The organism is Sinorhizobium alkalisoli (assembly GCF_008932245.1).
Lineage (GTDB): Bacteria > Pseudomonadota > Alphaproteobacteria > Rhizobiales > Rhizobiaceae > Sinorhizobium > Sinorhizobium alkalisoli.
Genome location: NZ_CP034909.1, coordinates 3,100,913 through 3,118,427 on the forward strand (window position 1 = coordinate 3,100,913; position 17,515 = coordinate 3,118,427).

The 17,515-nt window shown below is 64.2% G+C and carries 16 protein-coding genes and 1 riboswitch; of the genes, 8 read left to right on the plus strand and 8 right to left on the minus strand.

All coding sequences use genetic code 11. From position 1 onward, the window contains the following. Window positions 1-5: 5 nt before the first annotated feature. Window positions 6-824 (minus strand): helix-turn-helix domain-containing protein, encoded by an 819-nt coding sequence (locus EKH55_RS14940; protein WP_151611709.1) that lies wholly within the window; start codon window positions 822-824, stop codon window positions 6-8. Window positions 825-1,022: 198 nt separating this feature from the next. Between EKH55_RS14940 and EKH55_RS14945 the strand changes: the two genes are divergently transcribed. The 3 genes from EKH55_RS14945 (at window position 1,023) to EKH55_RS14955 (ending at window position 5,041) form a co-directional block, all read left to right on the plus strand. Then, window positions 1,023-2,483, plus strand: a complete 1,461-nt coding sequence (locus EKH55_RS14945) for an alanine/glycine:cation symporter family protein (RefSeq protein ID WP_151611710.1) — start codon at window positions 1,023-1,025, stop codon at window positions 2,481-2,483. Between the two features lie 132 nt (window positions 2,484-2,615). Beyond that, entirely contained in the window at window positions 2,616-4,022 is a 1,407-nt protein-coding gene (gene aspA / locus EKH55_RS14950) for an aspartate ammonia-lyase (protein ID WP_151611711.1), read from the plus strand. Further along, window positions 4,019-5,041: a type I asparaginase gene (locus EKH55_RS14955; RefSeq protein WP_069458743.1), complete on the plus strand. Its 1,023-nt coding sequence runs from the start codon at window positions 4,019-4,021 to the stop codon at window positions 5,039-5,041. The genes aspA and EKH55_RS14955 overlap by 4 nt, the downstream gene beginning before the upstream one ends. Before the next feature lie 3 nt (window positions 5,042-5,044). On the opposite strand, the gene EKH55_RS14960 is transcribed toward EKH55_RS14955, so the two are convergent. From EKH55_RS14960 to EKH55_RS14980, 5 genes are all read right to left on the minus strand, one after another. Next, complete coding sequence (locus tag EKH55_RS14960; RefSeq protein WP_151611712.1) at window positions 5,045-6,061, minus strand: aldose epimerase family protein; 1,017 nt, start codon at window positions 6,059-6,061, stop codon at window positions 5,045-5,047. A 166-nt stretch (window positions 6,062-6,227) separates the two neighbouring features. Continuing rightward, on the minus strand, window positions 6,228-7,151 hold the full coding sequence (gene metA / locus EKH55_RS14965) for a homoserine O-acetyltransferase MetA (RefSeq protein WP_069458745.1): 924 nt from the start codon (window positions 7,149-7,151) through the stop codon (window positions 6,228-6,230). Between the two features lie 59 nt (window positions 7,152-7,210). Beyond that, window positions 7,211-7,288, minus strand: a riboswitch (SAM riboswitch). Between the two features lie 181 nt (window positions 7,289-7,469). Beyond that, window positions 7,470-7,850, minus strand: coding sequence for a RidA family protein (locus tag EKH55_RS14970; protein ID WP_069458746.1), 381 nt, complete (start codon window positions 7,848-7,850; stop codon window positions 7,470-7,472). 7 nt (window positions 7,851-7,857) lie between these two features. Then, window positions 7,858-8,463, minus strand: a complete 606-nt coding sequence (leuD, locus tag EKH55_RS14975; protein ID WP_069458747.1) for a 3-isopropylmalate dehydratase small subunit — start codon at window positions 8,461-8,463, stop codon at window positions 7,858-7,860. A gap of 125 nt (window positions 8,464-8,588) precedes the next feature. Continuing rightward, window positions 8,589-8,834, minus strand: a complete 246-nt coding sequence (locus tag EKH55_RS14980; protein WP_069458748.1) for a hypothetical protein — start codon at window positions 8,832-8,834, stop codon at window positions 8,589-8,591. A gap of 115 nt (window positions 8,835-8,949) precedes the next feature. Here EKH55_RS14980 and EKH55_RS14985 point away from each other — a divergent pair, with 115 nt between their 5' ends. Beyond that, on the plus strand, window positions 8,950-9,855 hold the full coding sequence (locus tag EKH55_RS14985; RefSeq protein ID WP_151611713.1) for an HpcH/HpaI aldolase/citrate lyase family protein: 906 nt from the start codon (window positions 8,950-8,952) through the stop codon (window positions 9,853-9,855). Next, window positions 9,852-10,058 (plus strand): DUF1737 domain-containing protein, encoded by a 207-nt coding sequence (locus EKH55_RS14990; protein ID WP_069458750.1) that lies wholly within the window; start codon window positions 9,852-9,854, stop codon window positions 10,056-10,058. The genes EKH55_RS14985 and EKH55_RS14990 overlap by 4 nt, the downstream gene beginning before the upstream one ends. Window positions 10,059-10,136: 78 nt before the next feature. Here the strand turns inward: EKH55_RS14990 and EKH55_RS14995 are convergent, their stop codons facing one another. Both EKH55_RS14995 and EKH55_RS15000 read right to left on the minus strand, forming a co-directional pair. Further along, window positions 10,137-10,814, minus strand: a complete 678-nt coding sequence (locus EKH55_RS14995) for a redoxin family protein (protein ID WP_069458751.1) — start codon at window positions 10,812-10,814, stop codon at window positions 10,137-10,139. A gap of 214 nt (window positions 10,815-11,028) precedes the next feature. Continuing rightward, window positions 11,029-11,463 (minus strand): metallopeptidase family protein, encoded by a 435-nt coding sequence (locus EKH55_RS15000; RefSeq protein ID WP_069458752.1) that lies wholly within the window; start codon window positions 11,461-11,463, stop codon window positions 11,029-11,031. Window positions 11,464-11,631: 168 nt separating this feature from the next. On the opposite strand from EKH55_RS15000, the gene EKH55_RS29760 reads away from it, so the two are divergent. The 3 genes from EKH55_RS29760 to EKH55_RS15010 are packed head-to-tail and all read left to right on the plus strand — an operon-like array spanning window position 11,632 to window position 17,406. Next, window positions 11,632-12,585, plus strand: a complete 954-nt coding sequence (locus EKH55_RS29760; protein ID WP_246231731.1) for an ImuA family protein — start codon at window positions 11,632-11,634, stop codon at window positions 12,583-12,585. Window positions 12,586-12,625: 40 nt separating this feature from the next. Next, window positions 12,626-14,041 (plus strand): Y-family DNA polymerase, encoded by a 1,416-nt coding sequence (locus tag EKH55_RS15005; protein WP_345790222.1) that lies wholly within the window; start codon window positions 12,626-12,628, stop codon window positions 14,039-14,041. Beyond that, entirely contained in the window at window positions 14,038-17,406 is a 3,369-nt protein-coding gene (locus tag EKH55_RS15010; RefSeq protein ID WP_151611714.1) for an error-prone DNA polymerase, read from the plus strand. The genes EKH55_RS15005 and EKH55_RS15010 overlap by 4 nt, the downstream gene beginning before the upstream one ends. The last annotated feature ends 109 nt before the right edge of the window (window positions 17,407-17,515 follow it).

Sequence of the window (17,515 nt, forward strand, 5' to 3'; positions counted from 1 at the left end):
GTATTTCAAACGAACCTTGCCCGAAACAGCGCTTCGCCGGGGGCGATGTCGTTGGTGATGGCGGTGCGCAGCGCGCCGTCGAGGCGGGGGTCGTCCGGCGCGTAGAGGCCGCAGAGAGAGAGCGCCTGGCGCAGGTCGACGGAGTGGCCGAGATAGTCGTAGACCACCCGGGCGCAACAGGGCATGCGCTCGCCGCTGCCGGAAACGCCGAGTTTCAGGCCGGTGAGCCGCGTGATCCGGTTCTTGAAGGAAGGGAACAGGATCGTCTGGCTGATTTCCAATCCCGTCAGCGTTTCATAATCGACGAGGAAAATGCGGTCGGTCAGGAAATGCGCCATGCCGCGATAGACGGCGCGATAGGCCCTCTCGCCCGGCCGCTCGATGAGCCGTTCGCTGCGGCGGTAGAAGACACCGCCCTCGCGCTGCTCGAAGCGGACGAGATTGCGCAGGACCCTGCCCGGATAGGCCATCGAGCAATAGGTCTCGAAATAATAGCCGAGATACTTCTCCAGCCCGGCGCTGCCGATCGCTTTCAGCCGGCCGAAATGCGCGGCCTCGGGAGAACTGGCGGCGGCGTCGATGCGCGGTGCGCGCGGGCGCAGCCGCACCAGTTCCGCGAAGCGGGCGGCCGGAAGCAGGATTTCATATTCCTCGACACCGAAGAAGTCGCAGAGCCGCCGCAGGATATGCGCGGAAGGCAGGTGCCGGCCGCCGAGATAGCGGTTGAATTGCGGCCGGTTGATCTTCAATAACCGGCAGACTTCGGCGATGGAGCCACGATAGCTGCACAGAAGCCGGAGATTGGCGGCGAAATCCTGATGCATTCCCTCCCCCAGCGCCAAAAAGCGAAAGCGCATTCTAGCGCGGAACCTGCACCAGAATGCGCCAATTGGCAACAGGCCGGCAAATTGCAACGCCGGGTTTCAACCGGCATAGCGATTGCGGGAGACTATCAGGCTTTCGGCGCCGGCCGGGAAGCCATCCAGCGCGCCGCCCGCGCCGGCGGCAATGGGAGGACATGTATGCTCGATTTTCTCAATGATCTCTTGTGGAGCAAGGTGCTGATCGTGGTTCTGATCGGCCTCGGCCTGTGGTTCACCTTTGCCTCGCGTTTCGTGCAGCTTCGCTATTTCGGACGCATGTTCCGCATTCTCGGGTCCGGGCAGGCCTTCGCCAGCGGATCCGATGGCCATCTCTCCTCCTTCCAGGCGCTGATGCTCTCGGTCGCCGGCCGCGTCGGCGGCGGCAATATCGCCGGCGTTGCCGTGGCGATCACCCTTGGCGGCCCGGGCGCGGTCTTCTGGATGTGGGTCGTCGGCCTCATCGGCATGGCGACGAGCTTCTTCGAATGCACCCTGGCGCAGGCCTACAAGCGCGCCGAGCCGGATGGAACCTATCGCGGCGGACCGGCCTATTACATCGCGCACGGCCTCGGCGAGCGCTGGAAGTGGCTTGCGGGCCTCTATTCGGTGCTGCTGCTGGTCACTTTCGGTTTCGGCTTCAACGGCGTGCAGTCCTATGCGGTCGCCACCTCGCTCAACGACGCCTTCGGCGTGCCGGTGATGGCGATCGGCCTCGGCATCGCCGTGCTGGTCGGCATCATCATCGCCGGCGGCGTCCGGCGCATTGCCCGCATTGCCGACGTGCTGGTACCGGTGATGGCGCTCGGCTACATCGCCATGGCCCTGGTCGTGCTCGTGCTCAACATCGACGCGCTCCCCGCCACGCTCATGCTGATCGTCAAGAGCGCCTTCGGCCTGGAGCCGGCGGTCGGCGGCGGCATCGGCGCGGCAATCGTCATGGGCGTCAGGCGCGGGCTCTTCTCCAACGAAGCCGGGCTCGGCAGCGCCCCGAATGTCGCGGCCGTCGCCGAAGTCCCGCATCCCGCCTCGCAGGGCGTCGTCCAGGCCTTCTCCGTCTTCATCGACACGCTGATCGTGTGCTCCTGCACCGCTTTCATCATCCTGCTCGGCGACGTCTATCGCCCGGGTGCCGAGGAGGTTGGCGGCATCGCACTCGCACAAGCCTCGCTGGCCGGCCATATCGGCGAAGGGGGCCGGGTCTTCGTCAGCATTGCGATGATGCTCTTCGGTTTCACCACGATGATCTACAACTACTATCTGGGCGAGAACAGCCTTGCCTGGCTCGGCGGGCAGAACAGGCCGCTGATCATCGTCTATCGCATTGCGGTGATCGGCCTCTGCGGCTGGGGCGCCACCTCCGACCTCGGCACGATCTTCGCCTTTGCCGACGTCACGATGGGCCTGCTGGCGCTCGTCAATCTCTTCGCGCTCGTCATGCTCTTCAAGCCCGCTCTGAAGTTGATGCAGGACTACGACAGCCAGCTTGCGAAGAACGCCGGCGAGCCGGTCTTCGATCCGGAAAGGTTCGGCTATGCCGGCATCGACCGCAAAGCCTGGAGCGGCACGGCATGGCGCGAGGAACCCGAAGCCGTAGCAGCGGGCGGAAGCGCGCGCGCCTAAGCGTCAACCGAAACGAGCAGGTAGAGCGGGAAAGCGCCGGAAAACCGCAGACGATTTTCCGTTTCCCGCTCTAAAACTGGTGCAGGGCCGGGACCGCCGGCCCGTCGTTTCAATCCATCGCGAGCGAATCCCATGAACATGACGCGTATCGAACATGATCTGCTCGGCGACCGGGAGGTGCCGGCGGACGCCTGGTACGGCGTCCAGACGCTGAGGGCCGTCGAGAACTTTCCGATCACCGGCGTGCCGATCAGCCATTTTCCGCATTTCGTCGCAGCACTCGCCATGGTCAAGGCGGCGGCGGCTCGCGCCAATCGCGATCTCGGCCTCATCGCGCCGCAGAAGGCCGAGGCGATCATCGCCGCCTGCAAGGAGATCGTCGCCGGCCGCCTCAACGATCAATTCGTCGTCGATCTGATCCAGGGCGGCGCCGGCACGTCCACCAACATGAACGCCAACGAGGTGATCGCCAACCTCGCGCTCGAAAAGCTCGGTCACCCCAAGGGCGCCTACGCGCATCTGCATCCCAACGACGACGTGAACAGGTCGCAATCGACCAACGACGCCTATCCGACCGCCGTCTGCCTCGGCCTGCAATTCGCCGCCGAGCCGCTCGTGGCGGCGATCGCTTCGCTGCAGCAGGCGCTTTCGGAAAAGGGGCGGGAGTTCGCCGACGTCATCAAGATGGGCCGCACCCAGCTTCAGGATGCGGTGCCGATGACGCTCGGCCAGGAATTCGACGCCTTCGCCGTCAATCTCGGCGAGGACGTCGATCGCATCGGCGAGATCCTGCGTCTTCTCTGCGAGGTCAATCTGGGCGGCACCGCCATCGGCACCGGCCTCAACACCCACCCGGACTACGCCGTTCTCGCGGTTCGCCATCTCGCCGAGATTTCGGGCAAGCCGGTGGTGCCGGCCGCCAACCTGATCGAGGCGACCTCGGACATGGGTGCCTTCGTGCTCTTTTCCGGCCTGCTCAAGCGGCTGGCCATCAAGCTTTCGAAGCTCGCCAACGATCTGCGCCTCCTGTCCAGCGGACCGCGCGCCGGGCTCGGCGAGATCGTGCTGCCGGCGATGCAGCCCGGCTCATCGATCATGCCCGGCAAGGTCAATCCGGTCATTCCCGAGGCGGTGAACCAGGTTGCCTATCAGGTCATCGGCAATGACCTTGCCGTGACGCTGGCAGCCGAAGCCGGCCAGCTCCAGCTTAATGCCATGGAACCGCTGATCGTCTATAACCTGTTCTCATCGATCAAGATGCTGGCGACCGCCTGCCGCATCCTCGAAGAGCGCTGCATCCGCGGCATCCGCGCCAATCGCGAGCAGTGCCGCCGGCACGTGGAACAGAGCATCGGGATCGTGACCGCTCTCGTGCCGCATATCGGCTACGCCAACGCCACGCGCATCGCCGCCGAGGCGCTTGCAAGTGGCGCCACCGTGCGCGAACTGGTGGCGGCCGAAGGGCTGCTGACGCCGGCGGAACTCGACCGGTTGCTGAGCCCGCAGGCAATGCTCAGTCCCGCAGCAGGTATCGCATGAGCCGGCGCGTCCTCATCCTGCATACGGGCGGCACCATCGGCATGGAAGCCGCGCCCGGCGGCCTCAAGCCGATGGCCGGCTTTGGCGCCCTGCTCAAGCGCAGGCTCGGCGAAACGGCCTCGGCGACGCCGCTCCCGGATTGCGATGTCGTCGAGCTCGACAGCCTGATCGACAGCGCCAATCTGCAGCCGGCGCAATGGCCGGTCATTGCCGGCGAGCTCGTCCGCCGCTGGGATGCCTATGACGGCTTCGTCGTGCTGCACGGCACCGACACGATGGCGTGGACGGCTTCGGCGCTCTCCTTCATGCTGCGCGGCCTCGACAAGCCCGTGATCCTGACGGGCGCGCAGATTCCGCTGACGGCGCCGCGCAGCGACGGGCTCGAAAATCTCGAGATGGCGCTGATCCTCGCCGCGCAGTATCCGCTGCGCGAAGTCGGCCTCTGTTTCGGCCGCAAGCTCTTGCGCGGCAACCGCAGCCGCAAGATCGCGACCGACCGCTTCGATGCCTTCGACTCGCCCAATTATCCGGCGATCGCCGAGGCCGGCATCAACATCGTGCTGCGCCGGGAGCTGTTGCTCGCCGCCGAGCCCAAGGCCTTCTTTCTGCCGGACCATTTCGATCCGGAGGCCGTGGCGGTCATCACCATCCACCCCGGCCTTTCGCCGCGCGTCGTCGAGGCGGTGCTCTCCGATCCGATGCTCAAAGGCGTTGTGCTGCGCAGCTACGGCGTCGGCAATGTGCCGGAAGCAAACGCGCGGCTGCTCGCCGCCCTCGGCGCGGCGCTCAAGCGCGGCGTCACGGTGGTCAACACGACGCAATGCGTGATCGGCGCGGTGGCGCAGGACACCTATGCCACAGGCGCCGCGCTTGCCCGCATCGGCGCGGTGTCGGGCGCCGACATGACGCTCGAGGCGGCCTTTGCCAAGCTGCACGTGCTAATCGCCGAGGGATTGCCGCCCGAGGACATTCGCGCCCGCATGGCGGTGCCGCTCGCGGGCGAGATGATCGCCGGTTGAAGCTCAGCTTTTCGTGAAAACGTAGTCGGTTTCCTGGCGGAGCGTTTCGCCCGGGCGCAGCACCGCCCTCGGGAAGCCGTCGTGATTGATGGCGTCCGGCCAGATCTGGGTTTCAAGGCAGAAGCCGGCGAAGGGGCCATAGGGGCGGCCTTCGAGACCCGGAGCCGAGACGTTGAGCTTGCTGCCGGTATAGAGCTGGACCCCCGGCTCGGTGGTCAGCACCTCCAGCGTCACGCCGGACCCGATGCTGCGCACCAGCGCTATCGAGCGCTTCTCCATGCGCTCGGGCGAGAGGCAGAAATTGTGGTCATAGGCAATCCCGTTGCCGTCCATCTGCCGCCGCATCGAGGTCATTTCCCGGAGATCGAAGACGGTGCCTGCAACCGGACGGATCTCGCCGGTCGGGATAAGATGCTCGTCCACCGGCAGGTAGTGGTCGGCGGCGATCATGATGTCATGCCCGAGCGCGTCGACGCTGCCGTCGAGATTGAAGTAGCTGTGCTGGCATAAATTGGCGAGCGTCGGCGCGTCGGTGGCCGATTCGTAGAGGACGTTCAACGTGCCGCCCGGCTTCAGGCGATAGGTGCAGGTGATCGTGCAGTTGCCCGGATAGCCGGCCCGGCCGTCGGGATCGGTGATCCTGAGCGTGACGCTGTCCCCGGTCCTCGCGATGATCGTCCAATTGCGCTTGCCGATATTGTCGCTTCCGCCATGCAGATGCGTGACGCCCTTCTCGTTGAGCTCGAGCTGATAGACCTTGCCGTCGAGGGTGAAGCGTCCTTCGCCGATCCGGTTGGCATTGCGGCCGGGGGTGGCGCCGAAATAGGAGGAATAGGCGGGATAGCTGTCGAAATCCTCGAATCCGAGCACGAGCGGCGGCGCATGGCCTTCGAGCCTGAGATCCTGGATGACGGCCCCCCAGCTCAGAACCTTCGCCGTCAGCCCGCCACCGCTGAGGGTCACGCGGTGGACCGGTTCGCCGGAAGGCAGGTGGCCGAAGACTTCCGTGTCGGTGCTCATTTTCTGTCCCTCGCTCCTTATCCCGATGCCGGCGCCAAACTGCGTCATTTCCAGCCATGCGGCAACGGGAAAGTTCAGCGGGGCAATTGCTTGGTCGCCGCCTGCAGACCGGCGTGCGTCACCGTGATCTTTTCCGTCTTCAGTTCGAGGAAGAAGGGAATGAACATTAAGGCTCGGCACCGATCTTCGCGAGTTCGTAGGGCGTCGTCTGGTAGATCTCGTTGATCCAGTTGCCGAAGAAGAGATGCGCATGGCTGCGCCAACGGTTCTGCGGCGGCAGCGCCGCGTCGTTGTGCGGGAAATAGTCGTGCGGCAGCTTGATCGGCACGCCGGCATCGACGTCGCGGAAATATTCCTCCGACAGCGAGGTGGAATCATATTCGACGTGATTGAACATGTAGAGCCGGTTGCCCTTCCGTTCGTGCACGAGGCAGACGCCCATCTCCTTCGATTCCATCAGGATCTCGAGCCCCGGCACCCGCTCGATATCGGCGCGGCGCACCTCCGTCCAGCGCGAGACGGGCACGGCGAAATCATCGGAAAAGCCGTTCAGATAGACCGACGAAGGCTTCAGGTTCTGGTGCCGGTAGACGCCGAAGGCCTTTTCTTTCAGCGAATATTTCGGGACGCCGTGGAAATGGTAGATCGCCGCCATGGCGCCCCAGCAGACATTCATGGTCGAATGCACATTGGTCGCCGTCCAGTCGAAGATGCGCTTAAGCTCGTCCCAATAGGTGACCTCCTCGTAGTCGAGGGTCTCGACCGGCGCGCCGGTGATGATGAAACCGTCGAACTTGCGGCCCTTCACCTCCTCCCAGGTCTCATAAAAGGCGAGCAGATGATCCTCCGGCGTGTTCTTCGGCCGATAGCCGTTGACCCGCACCAGCGACAGTTCGACCTGCAGGGGCGTGGCGCCGATCAGCCGCGCCATCTGGAGCTCGGTCTTGATCTTGTTCGGCATGAGATTGAGAAGCCCGATCTGGAGCGGGCGGATGTCCTGCCGGATCGCCGCGGTCTCTGTCATCACCCGCACACCCTCGTTGACCAGGGTCTCGAAGGCGGGCAGCGCGTCGGGAATCTTGATGGGCATGGGCTCCACTCGATCAATACAAAAAAACCGGCGGCGAGATCATCGCGACCGGTCCTCGGAAATCGTTCTCCTCGGCCCTTTAGCGACTTCTTTAACGTGGCTGCAAGCCGGCCGGCCAAATCACCACGGATCGTTTGATAGCGCGAGGACTGCCGTATGGTCAACGAAAAACGATTCCGGATGGCCAAAGAAGGACGCGCGGAAGGACGCGCGCATTAATGAGCCGGCTACCGAATTGCGCCAAGCGATCCTGCGTTCCATGGTCGAGCGATCCTCAGGTCGTGGTCGGCGACATAGTGCATCGGCTCGTCGTTCTCCTCAGCCTCTGAACGCCGTGACCTCGATCTCGATCAGCATTTCCGGGCGGATCAGGTCGCAGACGATCATCGTCGCGGCCGGACGGATGTCGCCGAACAGCTCGCCGAAGATCGGAAAGACGCGGTCGGCGAAGCTGGCGTCCGTGACGTAGCAATGGCTGCGCACGACATCCGAGAGCGAGAAGCCGCCCTCCTTGAGCGCGCCCTCGATCGTCTTCAGACAGTTGCGCGCCTGTTCCTCCACCGTCTCCGGCATGATCATGGTGGCATAATCGTAGCCGGTCGTGCCGGAGAGGAAGCACCAGTCGCCCTTGACGACGGCACGCGAATAGCCTGCCGCCTTCTCGAAGGGCGAACCGGAGGAAATAAGCCTGGCCGCCACTGGGCGCTTATGCCCAGGGCCGGGAGGTAGCGGTTGCCGTCTCGAAATTGTCGATGGCGCTCGCCTTCTCCAGCGTCAGGCCGATATCGTCGAGGCCGTTCAGCAGGCAATGGCGCTTGAAGGCGTCGATCTCGAACTTGATCGAACCGCCATCCGGGCCGGTGATCTCCTGCGCCTCGAGATCGACGGTGAGCACCGCATTGGAGCCGCGGCTGGCGTCGTCCATCAGCTTGTCGAGGTCGGCCTGGCTGACGACGATCGGCAGGATGCCGTTCTTGAAACAGTTGTTGTAGAAGATATCGGCGAACGAGGTCGAGATGACGCAGCGGATGCCGAAGTCGAGGAGTGCCCAGGGCGCGTGTTCGCGCGAGGAGCCGCAACCGAAATTGTCGCCGGCGACGAGAATCCTGGCGTCCTGGTAGGCCGGCTTGTTGAGCACGAAGTCCGGGTTCAGCGTGCCGTCTTCGTTGTAGCGGGATTCGGCGAAAAGCCCCTTGCCGAGGCCGGTGCGCTTGATCGTCTTCAGGTAGTCCTTCGGAATGATCATGTCCGTGTCGACGTTGACGACGGGCAAGGGCGCGGCAACGCCGGTAAGCTTGACGAACTTTTCCATGTCTTGGCCTTCGATTTCAGCGGGAAGTGTTGGCAGAAGCGTTTAGATCAGTTTTGCGCTGAATTGAAGGAGAATCTGCGTTTGCCGGACTCGGGTAACCGAGCGCAATGGTCGTTGAAGGCAGATCACAGATCGATGATCGTGCCGCGGCCGTCGTTCCAGATCCGTATTTCCCGCTCTCGACCGGCGGAAGCCGCGCGGGTATGCGCTGGCCGCGGCCGCGGGCCGAGTCTTGCGGCGATCGCGCTGCCGATCGCGATCGCGGCGGCGATGCCGGCAAGCGCCAGCGCGAGGGAAGCGGTGAAGACGAGAGCGGCCAGCGAGAGGACGATGGCCGCGGTCATGAAAAGAACAGAGCGGATGCTGCGCATAGGACTACCTTTCTGTCACGCATGTGGGTGTGCGCCCGCGCGCTTGCAAGGGGCGCAGGAGAGCTGCAAGAGCGCCGGCTTGCGCGAAAGCGCAAAGGGGGGCACAACGACGCCTATGACGAGACCGACCGACCACCATCCCGTGCGGCTGCGCCGCTCCGTGCTCTCCGTTCCGGCGGACAACCCCCGTGCGCTCGCCAAGGTCAAGGTTCTGACCGCCGATGCCGTCATCTTCGATCTCGAGGATGCCGTGGCGCCCGAGCGCAAGAGAGAGGCGCGCGACGCGCTGGTACGGCATCTTTCCGAGGACCGGCCTGAGATCGAAACGGTCATCCGCATCAACCGGACGGAGGCGGGGTTCGACGAACTGGATCTTGCCGCCGCACTCGCCGTCAGTGCCGATGCGGTCCTCCTGCCCAAGGTCGAAGTCCCCGCCGACATTCAGGCCGCTCTCGACTGGCTCGCGGAAAACGACGCACCGGAAAGCGTGAGGCTCTGGGCGATGATCGAGACGCCGCGCGGCGTGATCAATGCGCCGGCGATCGCCGAGACCGGGCGCACGCGCGCCGGCCGGCTCGACTGCCTCGTCGTCGGCCTGAATGATATGAGAAAGGCGACCGGCGTCGCCGACCTCCCGAGCCGCCCCTATCTCCTGTCCTGGCTGATGCAGATCCTCCTTGCCGCCCGCGGCAGCGGTCTCGATGCCGTCGATGCGGTCTTCAACGACTTCCGCGATGCGCAAGGTTTCGAAACCGAGTGCCGGCAGGGACGCGACATGGGCTACGACGGCAAGATGCTGATCCACCCGGCCCAGATTGCTTTCGCCAACGACGCCTTCGGCATCGATGACGCAGCGCTCGCGGAGGCGCGCGCGATCATCGCCGCCTTTGCCCTTCCGGAAAATTCCGGCAAAGGCGTGATCAGTCTCAACGGCCGCATGGTCGAGCGGCTGCATCTGGACGAAGCGCAGAAACTCGCCGCCAAGGCGGATATCATCGAAACACGAAAGGCAAGATCGTGAAACTCTATCGCTTTCTCACCGGCCCCGACGACGCCTCCTTCTGCCATAAGGTGACGGCGGCGCTGAACCAGGGATGGGAGCTCCACGGCAATCCGACCTATGCCTTCAACGCCGACACCCAGCATATGCAGTGCGGCCAGGCGGTGGTGAAGGAAGTGTCGGGCAAGGATTACCATCCGGACGTCAAGCTCTCGGAAGAGTGAGCGCAACGTCGCGATCGTCTCCCTGTAGCGAGAGGTCAATCGAGAACGCGCGGCGGCCGACGACGACTTGTCGCCGTGTCATGCGAGTTGGGAAGCGGCCGACATCAGTTCTTCGGGATTCAACGCCCGGCATACGTTTCGGCCATCCTCTTCGACTTCGGTGAAACTCCAGCGTACCACGCCGTCGCGGTCGAGCAGGAAATGGCCGACAAGCTGCATATGACCGGGTATCCGCACCTGCTCATCGGCTTCCGTGACTTCATACCCGTCCTTGCTGCTGAGAAGATCGCCGCCGCTCGCCGGATTCATCGGTTCGGGCAACTCCCCCGGCCAATCGACCCGCATCGCCGAGACCGCGTCCATTCCGACCCTCTGCGGCCAGTTGGTCTCATTTTCCGTAAACTCGATGAGAGGCAAGCCGAAGACGCGGTGCGAAGCGCGCTCGGTGTCGGATGCGGCGAGCAGGCCGGGTATAGGCTGGTAGCGGAAATAGAGGCGTGCGCGTTCCACCGGGGTGTTGACCACCGCCAGCGAGGCGACGCCTTTCTCGCTAAGGGCCGGGTTGAGCCGGGCCATCGCCGCCACATGGCGTCGGCAGAACGGACAAAGCAGCCCTCGAAACAACCCGATCAACACGGGGCTTCGACCGCGAAAATCATCAAGCGCGATCCTCCCCTCGCGGGATATCGCGTCCAGCACGATGTTGGGGGCCTGGTCGCCCGGCTGTAGCGGATGGTCTGGATAGTGCTCAGACATGGTCGACCTCCTCGCCCGAAGGACCAGCCAAGAAGAGGCAGTATGGCTCAGAATCGAGGCGAAAATGGTCCGGTCGCCGACGGGCAAGCGTAAACAGCTGCGATCCCTGCCGCGGTGAAATGCGCGTCTTTTCAGACGCGCAAAGGTCGCTGTAACTCTTTGAATCGGCGCATTGAGCTTTCCGAAAATCGGGTACGATTTTCGGGCCGATGCGCTAGCCGCCCAGATGTTCGACGCTCGCCTCGATCCGCTCCATGTCGTCGTCGGACAGGCCGAAATGGTGGCCGATCTCGTGGATCAGCACATGGGTGATGATGTCGCCCAGCGTTTCGTCGTTTTCCGCCCAATAATCGAGGATCGGGCGACGGTAGAGAATGATCCGGTTCGGCAGTTCGCCGGTTTCGAGCGTGAAGCGTTCGCCGATGCCGCGGCCTTCGAAGAGGCCGAGCAGGTCGAAAGGCGTCTCCAGCGCCATGTCTTCGAAGACGTCGTCGCTCGGGAAATCGGCAACTTCGATGGTGAGATCCGTCGTCAGCTTGCGGAATTCCTCCGGCAGATGGATGTAGGCTTCAAACGCAAGCTGTTCGAATGTCGTAAGCGTCGGTGCGTGGCGTTCCCGCCAATCTTCGGTCTGGTCTATGCGGGCCATGGGCACTCCTTGTCGCCCTCATATAGCGGTTTCGCCTTTGTTTTTCGAGTGTTGAATTCCACCCGGACGAGGCAAGGAATAAATTCTTACATCATGACGGTTGACTCTTTTCGCAAGCTCTGGAATCCATAAGAACATAACGTGAACATATGATCGGAGTTGACCGTCATGGCCGAGAACGCCGTGCAACGGCAAACCATTCTTTCCCTTCGTGAAAGCATAGCACGGATTGAGAACGGCTGCTCGTCCGCTGTCGTGCCGGCGATCCGGGATGCCGATCGCGGCGGCTTTCGCCGCGGCAGGGAGAGCGCGCCGGACCGCCAGGTCATGCCCCTTGGAATTGCCTCGCTCGACGATGTGCTCAAAGGCGGGTTGCCGCTCGAGGGCCTGGTGGAAATCCGCAATGCCGAAACCCGCGATGCAGGCGCGGCGGCCGGCTTCGTCATGGCGCTTGCCGTTCTCTACCAGCAGCGGAGAAGGGAAAAGGGGCATCTCGCCCCGGTCCTGTGGATCAGCCAGACGCTTGCTGCGCGCGAGGCCGGCAATCCTTATGCCCCCGGACTGAGGAGCTACGGGCTTGATGCGGAACGGCTCCTCTTCGTGTCCGCGGGCAAGGTCAAGGATGCGCTCTGGATCGCCGAGGCGGCGCTTTCGGTGCCGGTCTTCGCCACGATCGTGCTGGAAATCCGCGGCAATCCCGCCTCTCTCGCCTTGAGCGAGAGCCGGCGCCTGCACGTCAAGGCGCGGGCCGGCCAGGTTCCGCTTCTTCTCTTCCGGCAGGCGGGGCATGAGGAGGCGAGCAGCGCCTTTTTCCGCTTCCAGATCAAGCCGGCGCCGGCCGGCGAACGTCCCCTCCCCGATGGCTCGATGCTTTGCGGCAGCGTCGGCCATCCAAGCTTTCACCTCCTTGTCGAAAAAAACAGGGCGTCTGCCCCTCACGACATCTTTCTCGAATGGAACGCCCATGACCGCCGCTTCTCTCCCCTCAATGAGCGCCGAAGCGCCGCTCTTCAGGCAAACGACCCGCCAGAGAATCCTGGCGATCCACTTTCCGCATCTGCCGGCCGATCGCGTCGCGCGGAGCCGCTGGGGCGCCTCCTGGCTTTCGCGCGGGCGTCCTGATCACCCGCCCGTCGTTTTCGCCGCGAAGATCGACAATGCCATGCGCCTCGTCGCGCTCGATACGCTTGCGGAGCGGATCGGCCTGAAGCGCGGCCAGGGGGCGGCGGAGGCGCGCGCCATGTGCCCGGCGCTCGACGTGATCGCCGCCGACCCGGCGGCCGACCAGGCCTTTCTGGAAGGGCTTGCCGACTGGTGCGACCGCTATACGCCGCTTGTCGCGCTCGACGGCAAGGATGGCCTGTTCCTCGACATCACCGGCTGCGCGCATCTCTTCGGCGGCGAAAAGGCGCTGGTCAGCGATGTGCTCTCCCGGCTTTTTGCGCTCGGGGTTGAGGCGCGCGCGACCATTTCTTCTTCCGCCGGCCTCTCCTGGGCGGCGTCCCGCCATGGCCATGACGCGGTCATCGGCCCCGAGGAGGCCGATCGGATCCTGGCGCCCCTGCCGGTCGCGGCGCTCCGCCTGCCGGCGGAAACCGCCGCCGCACTCGAACGCGTCGGGCTGAGAGAGATCAGCGATCTTCTCAAGGCGCCGCGCGCGCCGCTTGCCCGCCGCTTCGGTGCCCAACTTCTCCTCAGGCTCGATCAGGCAAGGGGCCGGGTGGACGAGCCGCTCTCACCGCGCCTGCCGGTGCCGAGCTTTTCCGCCGAGCGCCGCTTTGCCGAGCCGCTGCAGGACGAGGCGTATATTCTCGAACTGACCCGGCATCTCGCCAAGGACGTCCGCGCCTCTCTCGAGCGGCAGGGCGAAGGCGGGCGGCTGTTCGAGCTCCTGCTGTTCCGTGTCGATGGTCGGGTATTCCGCGTTCAGGCCCACGCCGCCGTTGCCTTGAATGACGCCGGGCGGATCGCAGCACTCTTTCGCGAGCGGCTGCAGGCGATCCATGACGATCTCGATGCCGGATACGGCTTCGAAATCCTCCGGCTTGCCGTGCTCAGGAGCGAGAGGCTCGATCCCGCCCAGCAGGATTTTTCCGGCGTCCCCGATGAAAGCCAGCCGCTTGCCGCCTTCGTCGACAAGGTTTCCGCCCGCTTCGGGCCCGATTGCCTGATGCAGGCGCGCTTTGCCGAAAGCCATCTGCCGGAGCGGGCGGGCGGATTTGCCCCCTTGCGGGACGTCGCAGCACTCCTGGATGCCCCAGGCCTGAAAGGCGGGGTTTTTCCTGAAAACCGTCCTTTACGGATTTTCGCCCATCCCGAACCGGTGGAGGCGACGGCCGAAGTGCCGGAGGGGCCTCCGCGCAGCTTCAACTGGCGCAAGACCCGCTACCGCGTCGCCCGCGCCGAGGGGCCGGAACGCATCGCCGCCGAATGGTGGATCGATGGCGAGGACCACCCGACCCGCGACTATTTCCGGGTCGAGGATCAGGAGGGCCGGCGGTTCTGGCTGTTCCGCGAAGGCCTTTATGAACGGGAGGTCTCCTCGGCCCGCTGGTTCATGCATGGAGTTTTCGCATGAGCGAGAAACCCAGCTTCTACGAGCTCCCCATCTTCTATGAGCTAGGCGCACGCACGAACTTCTCCTTTCTCGAAGGGGCGGCGCCGGCAGAGGAGATGGTCGTCTTCGCCAAGAAGATCGGACTTTCCGGCCTCGGCATCGCCGACCGCAACAGCGTCGCCGGCGTTGTCAGGGCCCATGCCAAGGCGAAGCTGGAACGCTATCCTTTCCAGCCGGGCGCCCGTCTCGCCTTTGCCGACGACACGCCGGACATCCTTGCCTATCCCCAGAACCGGCGCGGCTGGGGGCATCTCTGCCGCCTGCTCAGCGCCGGGAACCTGCGTTCGAAGAAAGGCGACTGCACGCTTTATTTCGCCGATCTCCTCGAATGGCAGGAAGAGCTTCTCCTGATCGTCCTGCCGAAGGACGGCCGGCCGGAACCCGAAACTCTGGACGCGCTTCTGCAGACATTGCAGGAGCCTCTCGGCAACCGGCTCCATCTCGGCCTGACGCCGCGCTATGACGGCTTCGACCGGCACGATTTCGCCGCTCTGGCCGCCGTCGCCCGCAAGACCGGCGTCCCGCTTCTCGCCACCAACGACGCGCTCTACCACGACCCGCATTACCGCCCGCTCGCCGATGTGGTGACCGCGATCCGCGAGCATGTGACGGTCATGAGCGCCGGGTTCCTCCTCCAGAAGAATGCCGAAAGGCATCTGAAGGGGCCGAAGGAAATGGCGCGGCTTTTCAGCGATTATCCCGAGGCGATCGCCAATGCGCGCCGGTTTTTCGAGCGGCTCTCCTTCAGCCTCGACGAGCTCAGCCATCAATATCCGGATGAAAACGAGAAAGGCGAGAGCCCGGCGACAAGCCTGCGCAGGCTCGTCGCGGAAGGGGCGATCGAGCGCTATCCGGGCGGTGTGCCGGACAAGGTCAAGCGCCAGATCGACTACGAGCTCGAACTCATCCACGAGAAGAAGTACGAGCCCTATTTCCTGACCGTCCACAAGCTGGTGAAATTCGCCCGCAGCGTGGACATCCTCTGCCAGGGGCGGGGATCGGCGGCCAATTCCTCGGTCTGCTTCTGCCTCGGCATTACCGATGTCGATCCGCAGAAATTCACGCTGCTGTTCGACCGCTTCCTGTCGAAGGACCGCGACGAGCCGCCCGATATCGATGTCGATTTCGAGCACGAGCGGCGCGAGGAGGTCATCCAATATATCTACCGGACCTATGGCAGGGAGCATGCGGGCCTCACCGCCGCGGTGATCAGCTATCGCTCGCGCTCCGCCGGGCGCGAGGTCGCCAAGGCCTTCGGCCTTTCGGAAGATGTGCAATCGGCGCTCGTAAGCTCCATCTGGGGCTGGGGAACCTCGCCCTTCACCGAGGAGCAGGCCAGAGGCGCCGGTCTCGACATCGCCGATCCGCTGACGCGGCGCGTCCTTGCCTATGCGAGCCTGCTCATGAACTTCCCGCGCCATCTCTCCCAGCATGTCGGCGGCTTCGTCATCACCCGCGACCGGCTCGATGAGGTCGTGCCGATCATGAACACGGCCATGCCCGATCGCTACATGATCGAATGGGATAAGGACGATCTCGACCAGTTGAAGATCCTCAAGGTCGACGTGCTGGCGCTTGGCATGCTGACCTGCCTCGCCAAGGCCTTCAAGCTTCTGGAGACGCATTACGGCGAGCCGAAGATACTGGCCGAACTCTACCAGGACCAGCGGGAGGCCGTTTACGACATGATCTGCCGCGCCGATACGGTCGGGGTCTTCCAGATCGAAAGCCGGGCGCAGATGAGCATGCTGCCGCGCCTACGCCCACGCGAAATGTACGATCTGGTGATCGAAGTCGCGATCGTCCGCCCCGGGCCGATCCAGGGCAACATGGTGCATCCCTATCTGAAACGGCGCGAGGCGCAGCGCCGGGGCGAGCCGGTCGATTATCCAAGCGCGGAATTGAGGGCGGTGCTTGAAAGGACGCTGGGCGTGCCGCTGTTCCAGGAACAGGCGATGCAGATCGCAATCACCGCCGCCGGCTTTTCCCCGAGCGAGGCCGATCAGCTCCGCCGCGCCATGGCGACCTTCAAGCGGACGGGCACGATTCATACCTTCGAGCGCAAGATGATCGACGGCATGGTCGCAAACGGTTACGAGCCGGAATTCGCCGAGCGCTGCTTCAACCAGATCAAGGGTTTCGGCGAATACGGCTTTCCCGAAAGCCATGCCGCCTCCTTCGCCTCGCTCGTCTATGCCTCGTCCTGGTTCAAGGCTTACTATCCGGATATCTTCTGCGCGGCGCTTTTGAATTCGCAGCCGATGGGTTTCTACGCCCCCGCCCAGCTCGTGCGCGACGCGCGCGAGCACGGGGTCAAGATGCTGCCGGTCGACATCAACCATTCGGATTGGGACGCCCTGCTCGAAGGCGCGGACCTGTTCAACAGGGATGCGATCGATCCGCGCCACGAGGCCATGCGGGATGTCATCCGGTCGCGAAAAGCCGTCCGGCTGGGCTTCCGGCTGGTCAAGGGGCTGCGCCGGACGGATATGGAAACGCTGGTTGAGCACCGCGGCGATGATGGATACCGCTCCGTTCACGAGCTCTGGATCCGCTCCGGATTGACCCGTCCCGTGCTGGAGCGTCTCGCGGATGCCGATGCCTTCCGCTCGATCGGCCTCGACCGGCGCGCGGCACTTTGGGCGGTGAAGGCGCTCGACGAAGCGTCTGCGGTCGAGCGGCTGCCGCTGTTCGACGGCGCAGGCGCCGAGGACCTGCAGGCCGAACCCGCAGTCACGCTGCCGGTAATGCCCGAGGGCGAGCATGTCATCCACGACTATCGCACCCTGACGCTCTCGCTCAAGGCCCATCCGGTCTCCTTCATGCGGCAGGATTTTGCGCGCATGGGCATCACTTGCAATCGCGACCTCATGAAGACGCCGGCTGGAAGACGGGTGACGGTGGCAGGGGTCGTGCTCGTCCGCCAGCGCCCGGGTTCGGCAAATGGCGTCATCTTCATGACGATCGAGGACGAGACCGGCGTTTCCAACATCATCGTCTGGGATAGGACGTTCCGGAAATACCGGGCGGAGGTCATGGGATCGCGGCTCGTGAAGATCCGCGGCCGCCTGCAGAGCGAAAGCGATGTCATCCATGTGGTCGCCGAATATATCGAAGACATGACGCCGATGCTCGGCCTCTTGCGCAAGGAGGCAAGACGCTTCGGCGCCAGCGACCGTGCGGACGCGGCCTTGCGGCCGACGGCCGATGCCCGCGACAAGCGGCGGCTCCGGCAGCAGCAGCTGGGCCAATCCGCCTATGATCCGCCGGTGGACGCGGCGGGCGAGGCGGCCGAGGTGATGCCGAAAGGGCGCAATTTCCATTGAACCGCAACCGATCCGCCCATCACCCGCAGAACGGGCTCTACCGACGCAGGCTGCGTAAAAATGTCGCAGCATCCCGAACGAAGCGAAAGGATTCATGCCCGGGAACAGG